18 protein-coding genes are annotated in these 20,236 nt (G+C 61.4%); 15 read left to right on the forward strand and 3 right to left on the reverse strand.

Annotation, left to right across the window (positions count from 1 at the left end; genetic code table 11):
* The first annotated feature begins 11 nt into the window (after window positions 1–11).
* From nuoG to AAFF19_RS07750, 10 genes are read left to right on the forward strand one after another with little or no spacing between them, the layout of a single operon-like run.
* Window positions 12–2,147: an NADH-quinone oxidoreductase subunit NuoG gene (nuoG, locus tag AAFF19_RS07705; protein ID WP_182119482.1), complete on the forward strand. Its 2,136-nt coding sequence runs from the start codon at window positions 12–14 to the stop codon at window positions 2,145–2,147.
* Window positions 2,144–3,226 (forward strand): NADH-quinone oxidoreductase subunit NuoH, encoded by a 1,083-nt coding sequence (gene nuoH, locus AAFF19_RS07710; protein WP_008906349.1) that lies wholly within the window; start codon window positions 2,144–2,146, stop codon window positions 3,224–3,226. The genes nuoG and nuoH overlap by 4 nt, the downstream gene beginning before the upstream one ends.
* A gap of 12 nt (window positions 3,227–3,238) precedes the next feature.
* Window positions 3,239–3,751, forward strand: a complete 513-nt coding sequence (gene nuoI / locus AAFF19_RS07715) for an NADH-quinone oxidoreductase subunit NuoI (RefSeq protein WP_008906350.1) — start codon at window positions 3,239–3,241, stop codon at window positions 3,749–3,751.
* 51 nt (window positions 3,752–3,802) lie between these two features.
* A complete protein-coding gene (locus AAFF19_RS07720) occupies window positions 3,803–4,471 on the forward strand; it encodes an NADH-quinone oxidoreductase subunit J (RefSeq protein ID WP_182119483.1) in 669 nt (222 codons plus the stop codon).
* The gene (gene nuoK / locus AAFF19_RS07725) at window positions 4,468–4,776 is read left to right on the forward strand and encodes an NADH-quinone oxidoreductase subunit NuoK (RefSeq protein WP_005793248.1); all 309 of its coding nucleotides are present in this window, start codon (window positions 4,468–4,470) and stop codon (window positions 4,774–4,776) included. Before AAFF19_RS07720 ends, nuoK begins: the two co-directional genes overlap by 4 nt.
* Window positions 4,777–4,807: 31 nt before the next feature.
* On the forward strand, window positions 4,808–6,853 hold the full coding sequence (gene nuoL, locus AAFF19_RS07730) for an NADH-quinone oxidoreductase subunit L (RefSeq protein WP_342721619.1): 2,046 nt from the start codon (window positions 4,808–4,810) through the stop codon (window positions 6,851–6,853).
* A gap of 12 nt (window positions 6,854–6,865) precedes the next feature.
* Window positions 6,866–8,341: an NADH-quinone oxidoreductase subunit M gene (locus AAFF19_RS07735; protein ID WP_008906353.1), complete on the forward strand. Its 1,476-nt coding sequence runs from the start codon at window positions 6,866–6,868 to the stop codon at window positions 8,339–8,341.
* Between the two features lie 13 nt (window positions 8,342–8,354).
* A complete protein-coding gene (gene nuoN, locus AAFF19_RS07740; RefSeq protein ID WP_342721620.1) occupies window positions 8,355–9,848 on the forward strand; it encodes an NADH-quinone oxidoreductase subunit NuoN in 1,494 nt (497 codons plus the stop codon).
* A 25-nt stretch (window positions 9,849–9,873) separates the two neighbouring features.
* Window positions 9,874–10,179, forward strand: a complete 306-nt coding sequence (locus tag AAFF19_RS07745) for a DUF2818 family protein (RefSeq protein WP_034695246.1) — start codon at window positions 9,874–9,876, stop codon at window positions 10,177–10,179.
* A gap of 27 nt (window positions 10,180–10,206) precedes the next feature.
* Window positions 10,207–10,692 (forward strand): DUF1178 family protein, encoded by a 486-nt coding sequence (locus AAFF19_RS07750; protein WP_008906356.1) that lies wholly within the window; start codon window positions 10,207–10,209, stop codon window positions 10,690–10,692.
* 166 nt (window positions 10,693–10,858) lie between these two features.
* Here the strand turns inward: AAFF19_RS07750 and AAFF19_RS07755 are convergent, their stop codons facing one another.
* Entirely contained in the window at window positions 10,859–12,676 is a 1,818-nt protein-coding gene (locus AAFF19_RS07755; protein WP_342721621.1) for an ABC transporter transmembrane domain-containing protein, read from the reverse strand.
* 331 nt (window positions 12,677–13,007) lie between these two features.
* Here AAFF19_RS07755 and AAFF19_RS07760 point away from each other — a divergent pair, with 331 nt between their 5' ends.
* The 5 genes from AAFF19_RS07760 to AAFF19_RS07780 all read left to right on the forward strand — a co-directional run bounded on the left by AAFF19_RS07760 (window position 13,008) and on the right by AAFF19_RS07780 (window position 17,752).
* Window positions 13,008–13,778, forward strand: a complete 771-nt coding sequence (locus AAFF19_RS07760) for an ABC transporter ATP-binding protein (RefSeq protein WP_008906358.1) — start codon at window positions 13,008–13,010, stop codon at window positions 13,776–13,778.
* 1 nt (window position 13,779) lies between these two features.
* Window positions 13,780–14,505: an ABC transporter ATP-binding protein gene (locus tag AAFF19_RS07765; protein ID WP_008906359.1), complete on the forward strand. Its 726-nt coding sequence runs from the start codon at window positions 13,780–13,782 to the stop codon at window positions 14,503–14,505.
* Between the two features lie 54 nt (window positions 14,506–14,559).
* Window positions 14,560–15,756, forward strand: a complete 1,197-nt coding sequence (locus AAFF19_RS07770; RefSeq protein WP_008906360.1) for an ABC transporter substrate-binding protein — start codon at window positions 14,560–14,562, stop codon at window positions 15,754–15,756.
* Between the two features lie 100 nt (window positions 15,757–15,856).
* A complete protein-coding gene (locus tag AAFF19_RS07775) occupies window positions 15,857–16,741 on the forward strand; it encodes a branched-chain amino acid ABC transporter permease (protein WP_034695228.1) in 885 nt (294 codons plus the stop codon).
* A gap of 12 nt (window positions 16,742–16,753) precedes the next feature.
* A complete protein-coding gene (locus AAFF19_RS07780; protein WP_008906362.1) occupies window positions 16,754–17,752 on the forward strand; it encodes a branched-chain amino acid ABC transporter permease in 999 nt (332 codons plus the stop codon).
* A gap of 99 nt (window positions 17,753–17,851) precedes the next feature.
* Here AAFF19_RS07780 and AAFF19_RS07785 read toward each other — a convergent pair whose 3' ends face one another.
* Together AAFF19_RS07785 and AAFF19_RS07790 are read right to left on the reverse strand one after the other, a co-directional pair.
* Window positions 17,852–18,925, reverse strand: coding sequence for a carotenoid 1,2-hydratase (locus tag AAFF19_RS07785; RefSeq protein WP_342721837.1), 1,074 nt, complete (start codon window positions 18,923–18,925; stop codon window positions 17,852–17,854).
* Window positions 18,926–19,045: 120 nt separating this feature from the next.
* The gene (locus tag AAFF19_RS07790) at window positions 19,046–20,101 is read right to left on the reverse strand and encodes a PLP-dependent cysteine synthase family protein (RefSeq protein ID WP_342721622.1); all 1,056 of its coding nucleotides are present in this window, start codon (window positions 20,099–20,101) and stop codon (window positions 19,046–19,048) included.
* Window positions 20,102–20,236: the final 135 nt, after the last annotated feature.

Here is a 20,236-nt window from a genome sequence, read left to right on the forward strand (position 1 = left end):
CGAGAGAACATATGGTTGAAATTGAACTGGACGGTCAGAAAGTGGAAGTCGCCGAAGGCTGCATGGTGATGCATGCAGCCGAGAAGGCAGGCACTTACATTCCGCATTTCTGCTACCACAAGAAACTTTCGATCGCCGCCAATTGCCGCATGTGCCTGGTGGATGTTGAGAAAGCTCCTAAGCCCATGCCTGCCTGTGCCACGCCGGTCACGCAGGGAATGATCGTGCGCACCAAGAGCGACAAAGCCATCAAGGCGCAGCAGTCGGTCATGGAGTTTTTGCTCATCAACCACCCTCTGGATTGCCCTATCTGCGACCAGGGGGGCGAGTGCCAGCTGCAGGATCTGGCTGTGGGCTATGGGGGCTCTTCCTCGCGTTATGAGGAAGAAAAGCGCGTGGTGTTCCACAAGGACGTGGGCCCGCTGATCTCCATGGAGGAGATGAGCCGCTGCATCCACTGCACCCGCTGCGTTCGCTTCGGCCAGGAAGTGGCGGGCGTGATGGAGCTCGGCATGATCCATCGTGGCGAGCATTCTGAAATCACCACGGTCACCGGCGACACGGTGGACTCGGAGCTGTCGGGCAACATGATCGACATCTGCCCGGTCGGTGCGCTGACCAGCAAGCCTTTCCGCTACAGCGCCCGCACCTGGGAGCTGTCGCGCCGTCGCTCGGTAAGCCCACATGACTCCACCGGCGCCAACCTGATTGTTCAGGTCAAGAACCACAAGGTCATGCGTGTTGTGCCGTTCGAGAACGAGGCCGTCAATGAATGCTGGATTGCCGACCGCGACCGTTTTTCCTATGAGGCGCTCAGCAGCGACGAGCGCCTGACCCGGCCCATGCTCAAGCAGGGCGGGGCGTGGAAGGAAGTGGACTGGCAGACCGCGTTGGAGTATGTGGCCAACGGTCTCAAGAACATCAAGCATGACCATGGCGCGAGCAGTATTGGGGCATTGGTCAGTCCGCACAGCACGCTGGAGGAACTGTACCTGGCGGCAGCGCTGGTACGTGGCCTCGGCGGCGACAACATCGACTACCGCCTGCGCAATGCGGAGTTCGCGGCGCCGGAGGGAATCCGCTGGCTGGGTACGTCCATCGCTTCGCTGTCCACGCTGCAACGCGTGCTGGTGGTGGGCTCCAATCTGCGCAAAGACCATCCATTGTTTGCCCAGCGCATCCGTCAGGCTGCCCGCCATGGCTGCCAGGTAAGCGCCATCGCATCGGTGACTCACGATTGGGCCATGCCCGTTCAATCTTTCGTGGCGCAAGGCGCTGCGCAATGGGTGCAAATCTTGGGTGGCATTGCGTCCGCCGTGGCCCAGGAGAAAGGCGTTGCCGCACCTCAAGGCGCGGCTGCTGCCAGCGATGCAACCCAGGCCATCGCCCGCTCCCTGCTCGGTGGTGAGCGCAAGGCTGTGCTGCTGGGCAATGCCGCTGCACACCATGCGCAAGCCAGTCAGCTGCTGGCACTTGCCAACTGGATTGCTGAGAACACCGGCGCGAGCGTGGGTTACCTCACGGAAGCTGCCAACACGGTGGGTGCGCAGTTTGTAGGTGCCCATCCCGTCGGCGGTGGTCTGAATGCGGCTCAAATGCTCTCCGGTGGTTTGAAGGCCGCGGTGCTGCTCAACACCGAGCCAGTTCATGATTCGGCTGCGGGCGCGAAGGCTGCAACCGCCCTGGCTGGTGCAGAGATGGTGGTCACGTTGAGCCCCTTCAAGGCCAACATGGAGTTCAGTGACGTTCTGTTGCCAATTGCCCCGTTCACGGAAACCTCCGGCAGCTTTGTCAACGCCGAAGGCCGACTGCAAAGTTTCCACGCCGTGGTACGTCCTCTGGGTGACACCCGTCCTGCATGGAAGGTTCTGCGTGTTCTGGCCAATCTGCTGGATGTGCCGGGCTTTGACTTTGAAACCTCGCAGGATGTGCTGGCCCGTGCCACAAATGCTCCTGCAGGCACGATCACGCAGCTGTCGGCTGACCAGCTGTCCAATGTGGTGAAGGCGGTCTCCACCACCGGAGCCGCAGCGGTTGGCGAGCCGGTGGTCGCATCCATCTATCAACTGGACAGCCTGGTGCGCCGTTCCGCGTCCTTGCAGCTCACTGCTGACGCCCGCAGCGCTCGTGAAGGAGTGGCCGCATGATCGACGCGATTTACAACGCAGGCCTGAACCTGCTTTCCTTTGGCTGGTGGACTGGCGTGGTGTGGCCGGTACTCTGGATTCTCATCAAGATCGTGTGTATTCTGGCGCCGCTGATGGGTGCGGTGGCCTATCTCACGCTTTGGGAACGCAAGCTCCTGGGCTTCATGCAGGTTCGCCACGGCCCCAATCGCGTGGGCCCCTTGGGATTGCTGCAGCCTATTGCCGATGCGCTGAAATTGCTGACAAAGGAAATCATCCAGCCCACGGCCGCCAGCAAAGGGCTGTTTGTGCTGGGCCCTGTCATGGCTATCATGCCGGCGCTGGCTGCCTGGGTGGCGATCCCGTTCGGCCCGGACGTCGCGCTGGCAAACGTCAACGCAGGCTTGCTGCTGGTGATGGCCATCACCTCGATCGAGGTGTACGGTGTGATCATTGCGGGCTGGGCCTCGAACTCCAAATATGCGTTCCTGGGTGCCCTGCGAGCTTCCGCTCAGATGGTGAGTTACGAAATTGCCATGGGTTTCTGTTTCCTGGTCGTGATCATGGTCTCCGGCAGCATGAATCTCACCGAGATCGTGATGGGGCAGGGTCGTGGCATGGCTGCAGACAAAGGCCTGACTTTCCTGTCCTGGAACTGGCTCCCGTTGTTGCCCATCTTTCTGGTCTACCTGATTTCGGGTGTGGCAGAAACCAACCGCCATCCCTTTGACGTGGTGGAAGGTGAGGCAGAAATTGTGGCCGGGCACATGGTGGAGTATTCCGGCATGGGCTTTGCGATCTTCTTCCTGGCCGAGTACGCCAGCATGTGGCTTGTTTCGATACTGGCTGCACTGATGTTTCTCGGCGGCTGGTTGCCCCCCATCGACAGCGCGCTGTTCAACTGGATTCCAGGGTGGATCTGGTTGGGGATCAAGACCTTCCTAGTGGTCTCGATGTTCATCTGGATCCGGGCTACCTTCCCGCGGTTCCGCTATGACCAGATCATGCGTCTGGGCTGGAAGATCTTTATTCCAGTCACGCTGGTGTATTTGTTGTTTGTCGGCGGGTGGTTGCTCTCGCCTTGGAATATCTGGAAATAAGCGGGGACACAAATGACTGCTGTTGCTGCTGCTGCACCTTTTTCGATCAAGGATTTCTTCAAGAGCTTCATGCTCGTGGAGTTACTCAAGGGCATGGCCCTTACGGGTCGCTACGCTTTTCGCCGCAAGGTGACCGTCCAGTTCCCGGAAGAGAAGACGCCCTTGTCTCCCCGTTTCCGTGGCCTGCACGCGTTGCGCCGTTATGACAACGGTGAAGAGCGGTGCATTGCCTGCAAACTTTGCGAGGCTGTGTGCCCGGCGATGGCCATCACCATTGAGTCGGATGTACGTTCAGATGGATCGCGCCGTACCACACGCTACGACATCGACCTGACCAAGTGCATTTTTTGCGGTTTCTGCGAGGAGAGCTGCCCGGTGGATTCGATTGTGGAGACCCATATCTTCGAATACCACGGCGAAAAGCGCGGCGATCTGTATTTCACGAAGGACATGCTCCTGGCCGTAGGCGACCGGTACGAAGGTGAAATTGCGGCAGCCAAGGCTGCGGACGCCAAGTACCGCTAAGCGGTGCCCGGTGCAGCCTGTTTTGCCAGACTTTCTATAAAGACCCGATTCATGGACGCCAAGACTGGTTTCTTCTACCTCTTCTCGGTCGTGCTGCTGTTTGCGGCCTTCCGGGTGATCACCGCGCGCAATCCGGTGCACGCTGTGCTCTATCTCATTCTCGCGTTTTCGCAAGCTTCGGCCGTATGGCTGTTGCTCAAAGCCGAGTTTTTGGCCATTGCCCTGGTGCTTGTGTACCTGGGCGCGGTGATGGTGCTGTTCCTGTTCGTCGTGATGATGCTGGACATCCATGTGGACACGGTGCGCAAGGGTTTCTGGAAGCATTTTCCCCTGGCAGCCACAGTGGGCGCGCTGATTGCCCTGGAAATGGCTGCGGTGCTGATGGGTGGTTTTCGGGGCATGGACGAACCAAAGGCGGTCGCAACGATGGTGAACGCCGCAGGACAAGTGGTTCCCTATTCGAACACGAAGGCGCTGGGCATCCTGCTGTACACCGAGTATCTCTACCCCGTTGAAATTGCGGCGGTGATCCTGCTGGTGGCGATGATTGCAGCCATTGCGTTGACTCTTCGTCAGCGCAAGGACAGCAAGGCCATCAACCCCGCTGCGCAGATCCGCGTCCGTGCTGCGGACCGGCTGGAAGTGGTGAAGGTCGCCGTTACGCAAAAGCCGGTGGACGAAGCGCCGACCGCGCCTGCCGCTGAGGAGAAAAAAGCATGACGCTGACGCTGGGACACTTTCTCTCGCTGGGTGCGATGCTGTTCGCGCTGGCGGTGATCGGGATTTTCCTGAACCGCAAGAACCTGATCGTGCTGCTGATGGCCATCGAATTGATGCTTTTGGCCGTGAACATGAACTTCGTCGCCTTTTCGCACTATCTGGGCGATATGCACGGCCAGGTGTTCGTGTTCTTCATCCTGACCGTGGCGGCAGCCGAGTCGGCCATTGGCCTGGCCATTCTGGTACTGCTGTTCCGCAACAAGTCCAGCATCAACGCGGAAGACCTCAACACCCTCAAGGGTTGATGGTGTCCCCGTATTCCCAAGGTTCTCAAGAATGAGTCAAACCCTCTCTGCTTCAACGCTCCTGGCCGTGCCGCTGGCACCGCTTGCGGGCGCTTTGCTGGCCGGCATCTTTGGTACGACCTTTGGTGGTAACTGGATTGGCCGCCGCCTGAGCCATACCCTGACGATTCTGGGCGTGTTTGTGGCATTCGTGCTGTCGGCGATGACGCTCAAGAGCGTTGCGGTCGATGGTGCCCGGTTCAACGAGACGCTTTACACCTGGATGGTCGTAGGTGGTCTCAAGATGGAAGTTGGTTTCCTGGTGGACAGCCTCACGGCCATGATGATGGTTGTGGTGACTTTCGTGTCCCTCATGGTGCATATCTACACCATTGGCTACATGGAAGAGGATGACGGCTATAACCGTTTCTTTGCCTACATCTCGTTGTTCACGTTCTCGATGCTCATGCTGGTCATGAGCAATAACCTGCTGCAGCTGTTCTTCGGTTGGGAAGCCGTGGGCTTGGTTTCGTACCTGCTGATTGGCTTCTGGTTCAACAAGCCGTCGGCCATCTTCGCCAACATGAAGGCGTTCCTGGTCAACCGGGTGGGGGACTTCGGTTTTATCCTGGGCATTGGCCTGATTGCCGCCTACGCTGGCACGCTCAACTACGGCGAAGTGTTTGCAAAGACAGGTGAGCTGGGTGGTCTGGCTTTCCCTGGCACTGACTGGATGCTGATCACCGTCATCTGCATTTGCCTTTTCATCGGTGCCATGGGCAAGTCGGCTCAGTTCCCGTTGCACGTGTGGTTGCCCGATTCGATGGAAGGTCCCACCCCCATTTCGGCGCTGATCCACGCGGCCACCATGGTGACGGCGGGCATCTTCATGGTGGCACGCATGTCGCCACTGTTTGAACTGTCTGATACAGCGTTGAACTTCATTCTTGTGATCGGTGCCATCACGGCGCTGTTCATGGGTTTCCTGGGCATCATCCAGAACGACATCAAACGCGTGGTGGCCTATTCCACGCTCTCGCAGCTGGGCTACATGACCGTGGCGCTGGGGGCTTCGGCGTACTCGGTGGCCGTGTTCCACCTGATGACCCACGCGTTCTTCAAGGCGCTGCTGTTTCTCGGGGCCGGCTCGGTCATCATGGGCATGCACCATAACCAGGACATCCGCTGGATGGGTGGCGTGCGCAAGTACATGCCCATCACCTGGATCACCTCGCTGCTGGGCTCGCTGGCATTGATCGGAACACCGCTGTTCTCGGGTTTCTACTCCAAGGACAGCATCATCGAGGCAGTGCATTTCAGCCAGCTGCCCGCGGCCGGGTTTGCGCACTTCGCGGTGCTGGCGGGCGTTTTCATCACGGCGTTCTACTCGTTCCGCATGTACTTCCTGGTCTTCCATGGCAAGGAGCGCTACGACCAGAACCCGGATGCGCACCACCACGACCATCATGGTCATGACGATCACCACGGGCATGATGCCAAGCCGCATGAATCCCCCTGGGTGGTGACGGTGCCGCTGGTGCTTTTGGCCATACCGTCGGTAGTCGTGGGCTTCATGTTCATCCAGCCCATGCTGTTTGGCGACTTTTTCAAGGACGTCATTTTTGTCGACGCAGCCAAGCACCCGGCCATGGCGAAGCTGGCAGAAATCTTCCACGGTCCGGTGGGCATGGCACTGCATGGGCTGCAAACGGCGCCGTTCTGGCTCGCACTGGCAGGTGTGGCAGCCTCGTACTACATGTACATGGTGAATCCTGCGTTGCCGGCCGCGATCAAGGCACGCGTTCAGCCGTTGTATACGCTGCTGGAGAACAAGTACTACATGGACTGGATCAACGAGAACGTCCTTGCCCGTGGGGCACGCATGCTGGGTGTGGGCCTCTGGAAGGTCGGCGACCAGGCCATCATCGACGGCGCTCTCGTGAACGGCTCTTGGAAGTTGGTGCGTGGGGTTTCCGGCATCGTGCGCTGGATGCAGTCGGGTTTTATCTTTCACTACGCGCTGGTGATGATCCTGGGTGTCTTCGCTCTGATGACCTGGTTTGTCTGGGGCGATGCTCTCCTGCAGCTCATCAAATAAGGAAAACAACAAATGGGTCTGTTGAGTCTTGCAATCTGGACGCCGATTGCCTTTGGTGTGCTGCTGCTGGCTGTCGGGCGGGATGAACATGCCCGCGCCGTGCGGTGGCTGGCGCTGGTGGGTGCCATGATTGGCTTTCTGGTGACACTGCCGCTTTACGACGGCTTCCAGCTGGGAACGGCGGCGATGCAGTTTGTCGAGAAGGCTGCCTGGATCGAACGTTTCAACGTGCATTACCACCTGGGGGTGGATGGCATTTCGTTCTGGTTCGTGCCGCTGACGGCGTTTATCACCGTCATCGTGGTGATGGCTTCCTGGGAGTCCATTACCGAGCGCGTCAACCAGTACATGGGCGCGTTCCTGATCCTGTCCGGCCTGATGATTGGCGTGTTCACCGCACTGGACGGCATGCTGTTCTATGTGTTCTTCGAAGCCACGCTGATCCCGATGTACCTGATCATCGGCATCTGGGGTGGCCCCAACAAGATCTACGCGGCGTTCAAGTTCTTCCTGTATACGCTGCTCGGTTCGCTGTTGATGCTGATCGCGCTCATCTTTTTGTACAACCAGTCGGGTGGCAGCTTCGACATCGCAACATGGCACCAGTTGCCGCTGAGCCGTACGGCGCAGACCTTGCTGTTCTTTGCCTTTTTTGCTGCATTTGCCGTGAAGGTGCCCATGTGGCCGGTGCACACGTGGCTGCCCGACGTGCATGTGGAGGCGCCCACCGGCGGCTCCGCCGTGCTGGCCGCCATCATGCTGAAGCTGGGGGCCTATGGCTTCCTGCGTTTTTCCATGCCCATCGCCCCCGATGCATCGCGCGAGTGGGCCTGGCTGATGATTGCCCTGTCGCTGATTGCCGTGATCTATGTGGGCTTGGTGGCCATGGTCCAGAAGGACATGAAGAAGCTGGTGGCGTATTCGTCCGTGGCGCACATGGGCTTCGTGACGCTGGGCTTCTTTATCTTCAACGATCTGGGCGTGTCTGGCGGTCTGGTGCAGATGATTGCCCACGGCTTTGTCTCTGGCGCGATGTTCCTGTCCATTGGCGTGCTGTATGACCGCGTGCATTCGCGTGAAATCGCCGCTTACGGCGGTGTGGTCAACACCATGCCCAACTTCACGGCCTTTGCGCTGCTGTTTGCGATGGCCAACTGCGGCCTGCCAGGAACTGCCGGCTTTGTGGGCGAGTGGATGGTGATCCTCGGCGCCGTCAAGGCCAACTTCTGGATTGGCCTGGCGGCTGCCACCGCGCTGATCTTTGGCGCAGCGTACACGCTGTGGATGTTCAAGCGCGTGTACCTGGGGCCTGTGGGCAACGAGAACGTGAAGGCGCTGACAGATATCGACAGCCGCGAATTCCTGGTGCTGGCCCTGCTGGGCATTGCCGTACTGGCCATGGGCCTGTATCCCCGTCCGTTCACGGACGTGATGGACACCTCGGTGGCGGAACTGCTCAAGCACGTTGCGCTGTCCAAGCTGAACTAAGAGATTCAAGAAGATGATTGACAACATCAGCTGGCTCGCGATTTATCCCGAAATCGTGCTGTTGACCATGGCCTGCGTGATTGCGCTGGTCGATCTGGGTGTGCACAGCGCGCGCCGTACAGGCACCTACGTGTTGACCATGCTCACGCTGGCAGTGGTTGCAGCGCTGCAAGCCATGTATGCCAGCAGCGGCAACACGTTCTACGGCTTTGGCAACATGGTGGTAAGTGATGCCATGGGCAACTGGCTCAAGTGCTTTGCCACGGTGGCCATGATGATCACGCTGGTCTACGGGCGCCCCTATGCGGCAGACCGCGACATGTTGCGCGGCGGTGAGATGTTCACCTTGTCGATGTTTGCGCTCCTGGGCATGTTCATCATGATCTCGGGCAACAACTTCCTGGTGATTTATCTGGGCCTGGAATTGCTGACGCTTTCCAGCTACGCCCTGGTGGCCCTGCGCCGCGATAACGCCACCTCGACCGAAGCTGCCATGAAGTATTTCGTGCTCGGCGCCATGGCCAGCGGCTTCCTGCTGTACGGCTTGTCGATGGTCTATGGCGCGACAGGATCGCTAGACATCGGCCAGGTCTTCAAGGCAGTGAACGCCGGACAAATCCGCCACCAGGTGCTGGTGTTCGGCCTGGTGTTCGTGGTGGCCGGCCTGGCCTTCAAGCTGGGTGTTGTGCCATTTCACATGTGGATTCCGGACGTGTACCAGGGTGCGCCGACGGCCGTGACCTTGATGATCGGTGGCGCTCCGAAGCTGGCTGCCTTTGCCATCACCATCCGGCTTCTGGTGGATGGTCTGCTCCCGTTGGCCATTGACTGGCAGCAGATGCTTGCGGTGCTCGCCATTGGCTCGCTACTGGTGGGCAATCTTGCGGCCATTGCACAGACCAATCTGAAACGCATGCTGGCGTACTCGACGATTTCGCAGATGGGTTTCGTGTTGCTCGGCCTGATGTCCGGCGTGATCAACGGCAATGTCGATGCAACGGCGGTCGAGAATGCCTACAGTGCCTCCATGTTCTATGTGGTCACTTATGTGCTCACCACGCTGGCTGCATTCGGTGTCATCCTCCTGCTGGCACGTGAAGGCTTTGAAAGCGAAGAGATTTCAGACTTCGCGGGCCTCAACCAGCGCAGCCCCCTGTACGCCGGCGTGATGGCGGTCTGCCTGTTCTCGATGGCCGGGATTCCGCCGCTGGTGGGGTTCTACGCAAAGCTGGCGGTACTCCAGGCCCTGGTGGCCTCGGGCCAGACCCTGTACATTGCCATGGCCGTGTTTGCGGTGATCATGTCGCTCATCGGTGCCTTCTACTACCTGCGCGTGGTCAAGGTCATGTACTTTGATGCTCCGCTGACCGCTTCGAGTGTCTCCGCTCCCGTGGATGTGCGTGTGGTGCTCACGCTCAACGCCGCCTTGGTGCTGGTGCTGGGCCTCCTGCCCGGTGGCCTGATGGCACTCTGTGCGGATGCCGTCGTGCGCGCACTGGCAACCTGAACGGCGCTTTGCGTTCGTTGGCTCAGTGTCTATCACGGCGTCCGTCTGGCTGGTCATCGTTGCGGCTTTCATCGCCGCCAACCTGCCGTTTCTGAATCATCGCTGGCTGGTCGTCGGGCCTGAGGCTGCGGGGCGCAAACCCCTGATCGGGCGACTTGCAGAACTCGTGCTGCTGTACTTTCTGGTGGGTGGCCTGGCGCTGCTCCTGGAGCGCAGGGCCGGGCAGATCGCACCCCAGGGGTGGGAGTTCTATGCCGTCACCGGCACGCTGTTTCTCACGCTGGCCTTTCCGGGGTTTGTTTACCGTTACCTGCTGCGGCGCCACGGTTGACGACCGGCTCGGCCGCACTATCCAGCCATGAAGGTGCTTGACCTGCAATGCCGACAGGGCCACGTCTTTGAAGGCTGGTTTGCGTCGGAAGATGATTTTCAGGGCCAACGGAGCCGGGGTCTGGTGCAGTGTCCGCTCTGTGCAGACGACCACATTGAAAAGCGCCTGAGTGCGCCCCGCCTGAACCTCGGCGCCCGGGAGCCGCATGCCCCTGCGGCAGCGCCCGCGCAACCTTCTGATGCGCTCACAGTTGGTCACGCGCCCACGGATGCTACCGTCCTGCCCCCCGCTTTACAGGCTGCGTGGCTGCAGCTGGCGCGCCAGATCATCGCCAAGACCGAGGACGTTGGCGCGCAGTTTGCGCAAGAGGCCAGACGCATCCACCACGGGGAGGTGCAAGAGCGCGCCATACGCGGCCAGGCCACGCCCGATGAGGCGATGGAGTTGGTGGAGGAGGGCATCGCCGTAGTGCCCTTGCCGCTACCTTTGGCGGCCAAAGAGACCCTTCAGTGAGGCTGCTCGCTGGGCAATCGGAATATTGGTGTTTTCCGGCTCTAGCGCTTATGGGATAAGCGCTGGCAGCTATAAGCTCAATAGCATTCTTGAGGGCTTTGAATTGTTTCTCGGCGCTGGTTGGCCGCAGCGGGGCGGTTAGCTGGGCCATCCCTCGCCCACCCGATCAAACCGTGAACTGCAGTGCCGCAAGCCGTGCGTAGACGCCGCCTTGCGCCATCAGCGCCGTGTGAGTGCCTTGCTCCACGATACGTCCGTGTTCCAGCACCACGATGCGGTCGGCGTTTTGCACCGTCGCCAGCCGGTGTGCAATGACCAGCGTGGTGCGGCGGCCCGTATGGCGCTGCATGGCGGTGTCCAGCGCGGCCTGCACCATGCGTTCGCTTTCGGCGTCCAGTGCGCTGGTGGCCTCGTCCAGCAGCAGCAGGGGCGGGTTCTTGAGCATGGCGCGGGCAATGGCAATGCGCTGCCGCTGGCCGCCAGACAACCGCACGCCCCGCTCACCCAGAAACGTGGCATAGCCCTCGGGCAGGGCGGTGATGAAGTCGTGTGCAAACGCGGCCCGGGTGGCCGCGATGACTTCTGCGTCCGTTGCCTCGGGGCGGCCGTAGCGGATGTTGTCCATTGCCGATGCCGAGAAGATCACAGCGTCCTGCGGCACCGTCCCTGTGCACGACCGCAGGGTCTCCAGCCGCAGGTGGCGGATGTCCACGCCGTTGAGCCGGATCACGCCCTGGGCTGGGCCCTGCGCGCCCGCTCCCACGTCGTAGAAGCGCTGCAGCAGCTGGAACACCGTGGTTTTGCCTGCGCCGCTTGCGCCCACCAATGCAACCGTTTCGCCCGGTGCAAGGTGCAGCGAAAAGTTCTGCAGCGCGGGTTGGTCGGGGCGCGAGGGGTAGAAGAACTGGACATTTTCGAACTCCACGTCCAGGCCCCGATCCGACAAGGGCAGATCTTGTGGTGTGGCAGGGTCTGTCACGGGCGACTGCGTGCCCAGCAGTTCCATCAGCCGCTCCGTGGCCCCGGCTGCCCGCAGCAGGTCACCATAGACTTCGCCCAGCACCGCCACAGCGCCGGCCAGCAAAATCACGTAAACCACCGTCTGCCCGAGATGTCCGGCCGTCATCTTGCCCGCGAGTACGGCCTCCGTGCCTTGGTATAGCCCCCAGAGCAACAGGGCAGCGTTGGCGATGATGATGAAGGCCACGAGCAAGGCCCGGGCGCGGGTGCGCTTGACCGCGACCTGGAACGCGTTTTCGGTAGCCTGCCTGAAGCGTGCGGACTCGCGCGTCTCGGCCGTGTAACTTTGCACCACGGGTACGGCATTGAGCACCTCGGCAGCAATGGCGCTGGAGTCCGCCACACGGTCCTGGCTATCGCGAGAAAGGCGCCGCACCCTGCGCCCGATCCACAGCGTTGGCAATACCACCAGCACCACGGCCAGCAACACCACCGACATGACATAAGGATTGGTCCACACCAGCATCGCCAGTGCGCCCACCCCCATCACGGCATTGCGCAATCCCATCGATAGCGACGCCCCCACCACTGACTGCACCAGCGTCGTGTCGGTGGTGAGGCGTGAGAGGACTTCCCCCGTCTGCGTGGTTTCAAAGAACTGCGGGCTTTGCTGCAGCACGTGGGCATATACCGCATGGCGCAGATCGGCAGTGACGCGCTCCCCGAGCCAGCTCACCATGTAAAACCGCGCGGCCGAAAAAACACCCAGGGCGACCGCCACGACGAACAGTGCTTCGAAATGATTGCGCAGCGCCATGGTCTGCGCCCCTTTTTCCGCGTTGAGCAACCCGCCATCCACCAGGTTGCGCAGGGCCAGGGGGAACGCCAGCGTCGCCAGCGCCGCGAGCACCAGAAACAGCAATGACAAAGCGATGCGCACCCGGTAAGGTCGCAAGAAGGGCAGGAGCCCGGTCAGGGAGCTGGGCGCGCCGCGTGCGGGCGTTGTAGTGGGGGTGGGTGCCATGAATGGCAGTGTAGGGCCCGTGCCGGGGTGGAGCACCCACGCCTGCGGGCCCGGTGGCGCTGGCCATGAGGGCACGCCGGAGTTTGCGAGTGCTGGCAACCGTGGATGTCAGCAAAAAGCAAGAGTCTGCAAACATCTCGGCCCGCCTGCCAGCAAGCGCTGTGGGACTGCGGGGGGCACGGGGCGGGGTGTAGGCGTTTATACATAGGCATTAGTCCCAGTATGTGTGCCGGTGTGGCGGCATACCATTCACTGCGATCAAAACGCACGCATGAAGACCTTGCCGAACAAGGCTTCTTTCCTCAGCACCCTACGGAGCGACCCAGGCGCAATGAGCGACGTCATTCTTGAAACCCACAGCCTGACCAAAGAGTTCAAGGGCTTTACCGCCGTCAGCGACGTGAACCTGGCCGTGCGCCGGGGTTCCATCCATGCGCTGATCGGCCCCAACGGTGCAGGCAAGACCACCTGCTTCAACCTGCTGACCAAGTTCCTGGAGCCAACCTCGGGCACCATCCGTTTCAACGGCCACGACATCACACGCGAGCAACCTGCGCAGATTGCCCGCCGTGGTGTGATTCGCTCGTTCCAGATCTCCGCAGTGTTCCCGCACCTCACGCTGATGGAGAACGTACGGCTGGGCCTGCAGCGCAAGCTGGGCACATCGTTTCACTTCTGGCGCAGCGAACGCACCCTGCGCCAGCTGGACGACCGGGCCATGCAGTTGCTCACGGAAGTGGGGCTTGAAGACCTGGCCGACGAGGTCACGGTGAACCTGCCCTACGGCAGAAAGCGTGCCCTGGAAATTGCCACCACGCTCTCCATGGAGCCTGAACTCATGCTGCTGGACGAGCCTACCCAGGGCATGGGCCACGAAGACGTGGACCGCGTCACCCAGCTCATCAAGAAAGTCTCTGCAGGCCGCACCATCCTGATGGTCGAGCACAACATGAAAGTCGTCTCCACCATTGCTGACCGCATCACCGTGCTGCAGCGCGGCGCGGTGCTCGCAGAAGGCCCGTACGCAGAAGTGTCCAACAACCCCCAAGTCATGGAAGCCTACATGGGCACGACCGACGGCCAACTGCAGGGAGCCCACTGAGATGGCGACGACTGCATCCAAGACCCCTGCCCTGGAAATCAGGAACCTCGAAGCCTGGTACGGTGAATCGCACGTGCTCCATGGCGTGGACATCGTCGTGCAGCCCGGCGAAGTGGTCACCCTGCTGGGTCGCAACGGCGCCGGCCGCACCACCACCATGCGCGCCATCATGGGCCTGACCGGCTCGCGCAAAGGCTCGGTCAAGATCAACGGCGTGGAAACCATCAACATGCCCACACACCGCATTGCGCACCTGGGCGTGGGCTACTGCCCGGAAGAGCGGGGCATCTTCTCCAGCCTCTCGTGCGAAGAAAACCTGCTGCTGCCGCCAGCGCTCAAGACCGGCACGGCCGGCATGTCGGTGCAGGAAATCTACGCCATGTTCCCCAACCTGGCAGAACGCAGGAACAGCCAGGGCACGCGCCTGTCCGGCGGCGAGCAGCAGATGCTGGCGGTCGCGCGCATCCTGCGCACGGGGGCCAACCTATTGCTGCTCGACGAGATCTCCGAAGGCCTCGCTCCCGTCATCGTGCAGGCGCTCGCGCGAATGATCATGATGCTGCGCGAAAAAGGCTACACCGTGGTCATGGTGGAGCAGAACTTCCGCTTCGCCGCGCCGCTGGCCGACCGGTTTTACGTGATGGAGCATGGCCGCATCGTCGAGAAGTTCGGGGCCTCCGAGCTTGAAGAAAAGATGTCCGTGCTCAACGAATTGCTGGGTGTGTAAGACACGCCCGCATATTTTTCGCTTTCTTCCACCACACCACCAGGAGACATATCCATGAAGAAACAACTCAAAGTGCTGGCACTGATGCTGGGCGCAGCAGGTCTTGCCACTTCGGCCGTGCACGCGCAGGACAAGGTCAAGATCGGTTTCATCACCGACATGTCCAGCCTCTACTCCGACGTGGAGGGCAAGAACGGCGCACTGGCCATCCAGATGGCGATCGACGACTTTGGCGGCAAGGTGCTGGGCATGCCCATCGAGCTGCTCTCTGCAGACCACCAGAACAAGGCCGATATTGCCGCTTCCAAGGCCCGCGAGTGGGTCGACACCCAGGGCGTGAACATGTTGTTCGGCGGCACCAACTCGGGCACGGCACTGGCGATCGCCAAGGTCGCTGAAGAGAAGAAGCGCGTGTACTTCAACAACGGCGCCGGCAGCTCTGCACTGACCAACGATCAGTGCACGCCTTACACCGTGCACTACGCGTACGACACCGTGGCGCTGGCCAAGGGCACGGGCTCGGCCATCGTGGATGGTGGCGGCAAGAGCTGGTATTTCCTCACCGCCGACTACGCCTTCGGTCATGCGCTGGAAGCCGACACCACCGCCGTGGTGAAGGCCAAGGGCGGCAACGTGGTGGGCGCCGTGCGCCACCCCCTGAACGCCTCTGACTTCTCGTCCTTCCTGCTGCAGGCACAAAACTCCAAGGCGCAGATCCTGGGCCTGGCCAACGCGGGCGGCGACACCATCAACGCCATCAAGGCCGCCAAGGAATTCGGCATTGGCAAGAACATGAAGCTGGCCGGTCTGCTGATCTTCATCAGCGACATCCACAGCATGGGCTTGCGCAACACCGAAGGCCTTCAGTTCACCACCAGCTGGTACTGGGATCTGAACGACGATACGCGCAAGTTTGCCAACCGCTACTTTGAAAAAACCAAGCGCATGCCCGGTGAGATCCAGGCAGCAGACTACTCTGCCACCATGACCTACCTGAAGGCCGTGGAAGCAGCCAAGTCCACCGACGCCGACAAGGTGATGGCCGAGCTCAAGAAGATGAAGATCGATGACTTCTTCGGCAAGGGCCAGATCCGCGCCGACGGCCGCTACGTGCATGACATGTACCTGATGGAAGTGAAGAAGCCTTCCGAATCCACCAAGCCGTGGGACTACTACAAGCTGGTCAAGAAGCTTCCTGGCGAATCGGTGTTCACCACCAAGGCCGAATCCAAGTGCCCGCTCTGGAAGTAAATCCCTGAGAGGTTGCTGATGCGCCTGGCCGCCCTGCGGGTGTGCCAGGCACATTGACGACCTCTGCCTCGCAACTCACCATCACCTGCTGCTGCTTCCCATGGAAATCTTTGGTGTCTCATTGCCCGGCCTGTTGAGCCAGCTCCTTTTGGGGCTGGTCAACGGATCGTTTTACGCAATCCTCAGCCTTGGGCTGGCCGTGATCTTTGGCCTGCTCAACGTCATCAACTTTGCGCACGGCGCGCTGTTCATGACAGGGGCCCTGATTACCTGGATGGCCATGAACTACTTTGGCATCAACTACTGGTTGATGCTGGTATTGGCGCCGCTGGTGGTGGGGCTGTTCGGGGTCGTGATCGAGCGCCTGCTGCTGCGCTGGATCTACAAGCTTGATCACCTGTATGGCCTGTTGCTCACGCTGGGTCTCACCCTGCTGATCGAGGGCGTGTTCCGCTCGATCTACGGTGTCTCGGGCTTGGGCTACGACACGCCCGAGGCGCTGGAGGGCGCAACCAACCTGGGCTTCATGATCATGCCCAACTACCGTGCCTGGGTGGTGGTGGCATCGGTGGTGGTGTGTCTGGCTACCTGGTATGTGATTGAAAAGACCAAGCTGGGTGCCTACCTGCGTGCCGGTACCGAGAACCCGCGCCTGGTGGAAGCATTCGGGATCAACGTTCCCGTCATGGTCACGCTGACCTACGCTTTCGGCGCTGGCCTGGCGGCATTTGCCGGGGTGCTGGCCGCACCGGTGTACCAGGTCTCGCCACTCATGGGCCAGAACCTGATCATCGTCGTGTTTGCTGTCGTGGTGATCGGCGGCATGGGTTCCATCATGGGCTCCATCCTCACCGGACTGGGCCTGGGTGTTGTAGAAGGTTTTACCAAAGTGTTTTATCCGGAGGCCTCTTCCACCGTGGTGTTCGTCATCATGGTCATCGTTCTCCTCATTCGCCCCGCCGGCCTGTTCGGCAAAGAAAAATAAGGAGCCACGAGAATGAACGTCAAGAACACTGCCAACATTGGCTATGTCCTGCTGCTGCTTGCGCTGATTGCAGCTCCTTTTCTGGGCGCCTACCCCATCTTTGTCATGAAGCTGATGTGCTTTGCACTGTTTGCTTCAGCGTTCAACCTGCTGCTGGGCTACACGGGCATGCTGTCCTTCGGGCACGCCGCTTTCCTGGGCGGCTCGGCCTACATGACGGGCCACGCCCTCAAGGTGTGGGCGGTCACGCCGGAGATCGGCCTTTTGCTGGGCACAGCGGGTGGCGCCGTGCTGGGCCTGATCGTCGGGTTCTTCGCCATCCGCCGCCAGGGCATTTACTCCACCATGATCACGCTGGCGCTGGCGCAGATGCTGTTCTTCGTGTGCCTGCAGGCGCCTTTCACGGGTGGCGAGGATGGCTTGCAGGGCGTACCTCGCGGCAAGCTCTTCGGGATGATCGATCTGCAGAACGACCTGGTGATGTATTACGTGGTTCTGGCGGTTGTGGCGGGCGCTTTCATGCTGATTGTGCGCACCATCCATTCGCCTTTTGGCCAGGTGCTCAAGGGCATCAAGGAAAACGAGCCGCGCGCGATCTCGCTGGGGTATGACACCAACCGCTTCAAGCTGCTGGCGTTTGTGCTGTCAGCCGCGCTGGCGGGTCTGGCCGGCTCGCTCAAGACGCTGGTGCTGGGCTTTGCAACGCTGAGCGACGCCCACTGGACGGCGTCGGGCCATGTGGTGCTGATGACGCTGGTCGGTGGTCTGGGCACCTTGTCAGGTCCCATCGTGGGGTCGGCCGTGGTGGTGCTGCTGGAAAACAAGCTCGGTGAAATTGGTGGCTTCCTTGCCTCGGTCACCGGTGTGGAATGGTTCAACACCCTGGGTGAATCGGTCACCATGGTCACAGGCCTGATCTTTGTGATCTGTGTGCTGGCTTTCCGGCGCGGGATCATGGGCGAGATCATTGCGTGGATGGCCCGTCGACGCGGTGCGGGCGCGAGTGCCTGAGCCTCAAGGCCTGAACGCCTGAACGCCTGAACGCCTGAACGCGTTCAAGCGACCCCCGTCGCCTGAAGCGTTCAACCTCCCCCGCAACCGCTGCGGCCTTTACAGGCGCAGCGGTTTTGCGTATCCGGTCATTTCCAGATAACCCCGGCCCACGGATCTTCCGGTGCGGTCCGCAAGGTCCGACAGACCTTCCCAGTAAATCGCGCCGGTCGAGCCGTTGCTGTCCAGCTCCTGGTTGTCCAGCACAGCGCTCACCTCGAAACTGCCCACGTGGGTTTGCACCCGCCACTGCACCGGGTACCGGGCACCACTGGCCGGGCTCACCCACACGCGCAGGGGCGTGAACGCCACGGCCTGCGCGTCGAATATCTGTGCGGGTTGGCCCGGCGCGCGAAACGACCCGCCAGCCCACAGCGCCGTGCCATCGGCCCGGCGCAGTCTGAAGGCGGTAAGCGCGCTGCCGTCGTGCAGGTTCATCCCGATCCAGTCCCAGCCCTGCGCGTCGGGGTGCATCAGCGCCTCGCTCCATTCGTGGTCCATCCAGGCGCGGCCGGTGGCCGGCATGACGGCCATCCGGCGCCCCGCCACCGTGAGGTGGCCTCCCACCTTCAGCTGGGGGTGGCTGTAGTAATAGCTCGCCTGCTCAGCCTCAGGCCCCTTGCGCGACAAGCCTTGCCGCCCCTGCAGCAAGAGGGGTTGGGTACTGTCGAACACCAGGTCCATGTCAAACCCGCTGCCCGCAATATGGGCGGTGTAGCGGCTGGACTCCCGGCCCACTGTGCCGCTCTTGGCGTCACTGCGCTCCAGCGTCCAGTCCTGCAGCCGAATGCGGGTGTCGGCCTCGCTGGCCTGTGCCACGCCAAAGCCTGCACGGGCAATGCGCTGGTCGTGCAGCAGGCGCCGGCCCCGCACGTCGGTGATGGCTGCATGGGCAAACAGCAGCTGCTTGGCGGCAAACGCCGACCGCAGGCCCTGTGTGGCATCCACGCGCGAGCGAAAGAACGTCAACTGAAAACCCCAGGGCTGTCCGTCTGCCTGCACATGGCCCGTGATGTACCACCACTCGGTGCGCAGCTCCGGATGACTGCCGTGGTCGCGCGGAAAAGCGAGCGTGCGCGCGGGCAAGGCCACCGCAGCACCCGGCGCCCAACCGGCTGCCCCCACCAGCGCCATGCCCACTGGAAGCTGCAGGGCCAGCCAATCGCGGCGTGTTCCCTTCGGCCCAAGCGGTGGTGCCATCGGTGCTGCTGGCCAAGTGGTGGACGGCATGGTGTGTGCGGCGCGCGTGGTCCATCAGCCCATCAGGGCGTCGATCTTCTGCTGCGCCGCTGAGCAATCGCCAAAACACCGCTCCACCCAGTCGGTGTCGAAATAAGTGGGCAGATACCGCTCGCCCGCATCGCATAGCAGCGACAGGATCGAGCCGCGCTCGCCCAGCTCGCGCATCTCGCTGGCCAGTGTGAGCATGACCACAAAGTTGGTTCCGGTGGATGGCCCCACGCGCCGCCCCAGCAGTTGCGACAGTGCCCGCATTGCCGCGACCGATTCCACATCCGGCACCTCGACCATTCGGTCCACGAGCGTACGGATAAAGCTCGGCTCCACACGCGGGCGGCCGATGCCCTCGATGCGCGACCCCGGTGCCGTCAGCGCCGCATCGCCCGTGCGGTGGTAGGCGCTGAACACCGAACCCGCCGGGTCGGCCACACACACTTGCGTGGCGTGCCGCTGGTAGCGCACATAGCGCCCAATGGTGGCGCTGGTGCCGCCCGTGCCCGCGCCCACCACAATCCAGCGCGGCACAGGGTGCGGCTCGCGCAGCATTTGCGTGAACATGCTCTCGGCAATGTTGTTGTTGCCCCGCCAGTCGGTGGCGCGCTCGGCATACGTGAACTGGTCCATGTAGTGCCCGCCGGTATCGTGGGCAATGGCGCGCGCAGCGTCGTAAACCGCGCCTGCACTGTCTACAAAGTGGCAACGCCCGCCATGGAACTCGATTTGCGCAATCTTTTCTGGCGACGTGGTGCGCGGCATCACCGCCACAAAAGGAAGCCCCAGCAGCCGCGCAAAGTAGGCCTCGCTCACTGCCGTGGACCCGCTGGACGACTCGACGATGGTCGAGCCCTCATGCACCCAGCCATTGCACAGCGCGTACAAAAACAGCGACCGCGCCAATCGGTGCTTGAGGCTGCCCGTGGGGTGGGTGGATTCGTCCTTGAGGTACAGGTCGATGCCGTGCTTGGAAAAGGCAGGCAGGCGCAGCGGGATGAGGTGGGTGTCAGCGCTGCGCTGGTAGTCGGCTTCGATGCGGGCGATGGCTTCGTGGAGCCAGGGGGAGGGGAGGGTCATGGGGAGAGGTCGAAATGCTAGGGACGGCTGATGGCGAAGACCGGCCGGTGACAAGTTGGACAAAGCGGATGCTCACCGTTCTGCATGATGCCTTCCGAATGTTGTCCGGTCGATGTTTGGGTTGCAGATTCGACT

It is taken from the genome of Acidovorax sp. FHTAMBA, from assembly GCF_038958875.1.
In the GTDB taxonomy this organism is placed as follows: domain Bacteria; phylum Pseudomonadota; class Gammaproteobacteria; order Burkholderiales; family Burkholderiaceae_C; genus Acidovorax.

What these genes read in the sequence shown, in the direction of transcription:
- nuoG (WP_182119482.1), top strand. Translation starts at nt 12, where the DNA reads ATGGTTGAAATTGAACTGGACGGTCAGAAAGTGGAAGTCGCCGAAGGC.
- nuoH (WP_008906349.1), top strand. Translation starts at nt 2,144, where the DNA reads ATGATCGACGCGATTTACAACGCAGGCCTGAACCTGCTTTCCTTTGGC.
- nuoI (WP_008906350.1), top strand. Translation starts at nt 3,239, where the DNA reads ATGACTGCTGTTGCTGCTGCTGCACCTTTTTCGATCAAGGATTTCTTC.
- AAFF19_RS07720 (WP_182119483.1), top strand. Translation starts at nt 3,803, where the DNA reads ATGGACGCCAAGACTGGTTTCTTCTACCTCTTCTCGGTCGTGCTGCTG.
- nuoK (WP_005793248.1), top strand. Translation starts at nt 4,468, where the DNA reads ATGACGCTGACGCTGGGACACTTTCTCTCGCTGGGTGCGATGCTGTTC.
- nuoL (WP_342721619.1), top strand. Translation starts at nt 4,808, where the DNA reads ATGAGTCAAACCCTCTCTGCTTCAACGCTCCTGGCCGTGCCGCTGGCA.
- AAFF19_RS07735 (WP_008906353.1), top strand. Translation starts at nt 6,866, where the DNA reads ATGGGTCTGTTGAGTCTTGCAATCTGGACGCCGATTGCCTTTGGTGTG.
- nuoN (WP_342721620.1), top strand. Translation starts at nt 8,355, where the DNA reads ATGATTGACAACATCAGCTGGCTCGCGATTTATCCCGAAATCGTGCTG.
- AAFF19_RS07750 (WP_008906356.1), top strand. Translation starts at nt 10,207, where the DNA reads ATGAAGGTGCTTGACCTGCAATGCCGACAGGGCCACGTCTTTGAAGGC.
- AAFF19_RS07755 (WP_342721621.1), bottom strand. Translation starts at nt 12,676, where the DNA reads ATGGCACCCACCCCCACTACAACGCCCGCACGCGGCGCGCCCAGCTCC.
- AAFF19_RS07760 (WP_008906358.1), top strand. Translation starts at nt 13,008, where the DNA reads ATGAGCGACGTCATTCTTGAAACCCACAGCCTGACCAAAGAGTTCAAG.
- AAFF19_RS07765 (WP_008906359.1), top strand. Translation starts at nt 13,780, where the DNA reads ATGGCGACGACTGCATCCAAGACCCCTGCCCTGGAAATCAGGAACCTC.
- AAFF19_RS07770 (WP_008906360.1), top strand. Translation starts at nt 14,560, where the DNA reads ATGAAGAAACAACTCAAAGTGCTGGCACTGATGCTGGGCGCAGCAGGT.
- AAFF19_RS07775 (WP_034695228.1), top strand. Translation starts at nt 15,857, where the DNA reads ATGGAAATCTTTGGTGTCTCATTGCCCGGCCTGTTGAGCCAGCTCCTT.
- AAFF19_RS07780 (WP_008906362.1), top strand. Translation starts at nt 16,754, where the DNA reads ATGAACGTCAAGAACACTGCCAACATTGGCTATGTCCTGCTGCTGCTT.
- AAFF19_RS07785 (WP_342721837.1), bottom strand. Translation starts at nt 18,925, where the DNA reads ATGGCGCTGGTGGGGGCAGCCGGTTGGGCGCCGGGTGCTGCGGTGGCC.
- AAFF19_RS07790 (WP_342721622.1), bottom strand. Translation starts at nt 20,101, where the DNA reads ATGACCCTCCCCTCCCCCTGGCTCCACGAAGCCATCGCCCGCATCGAA.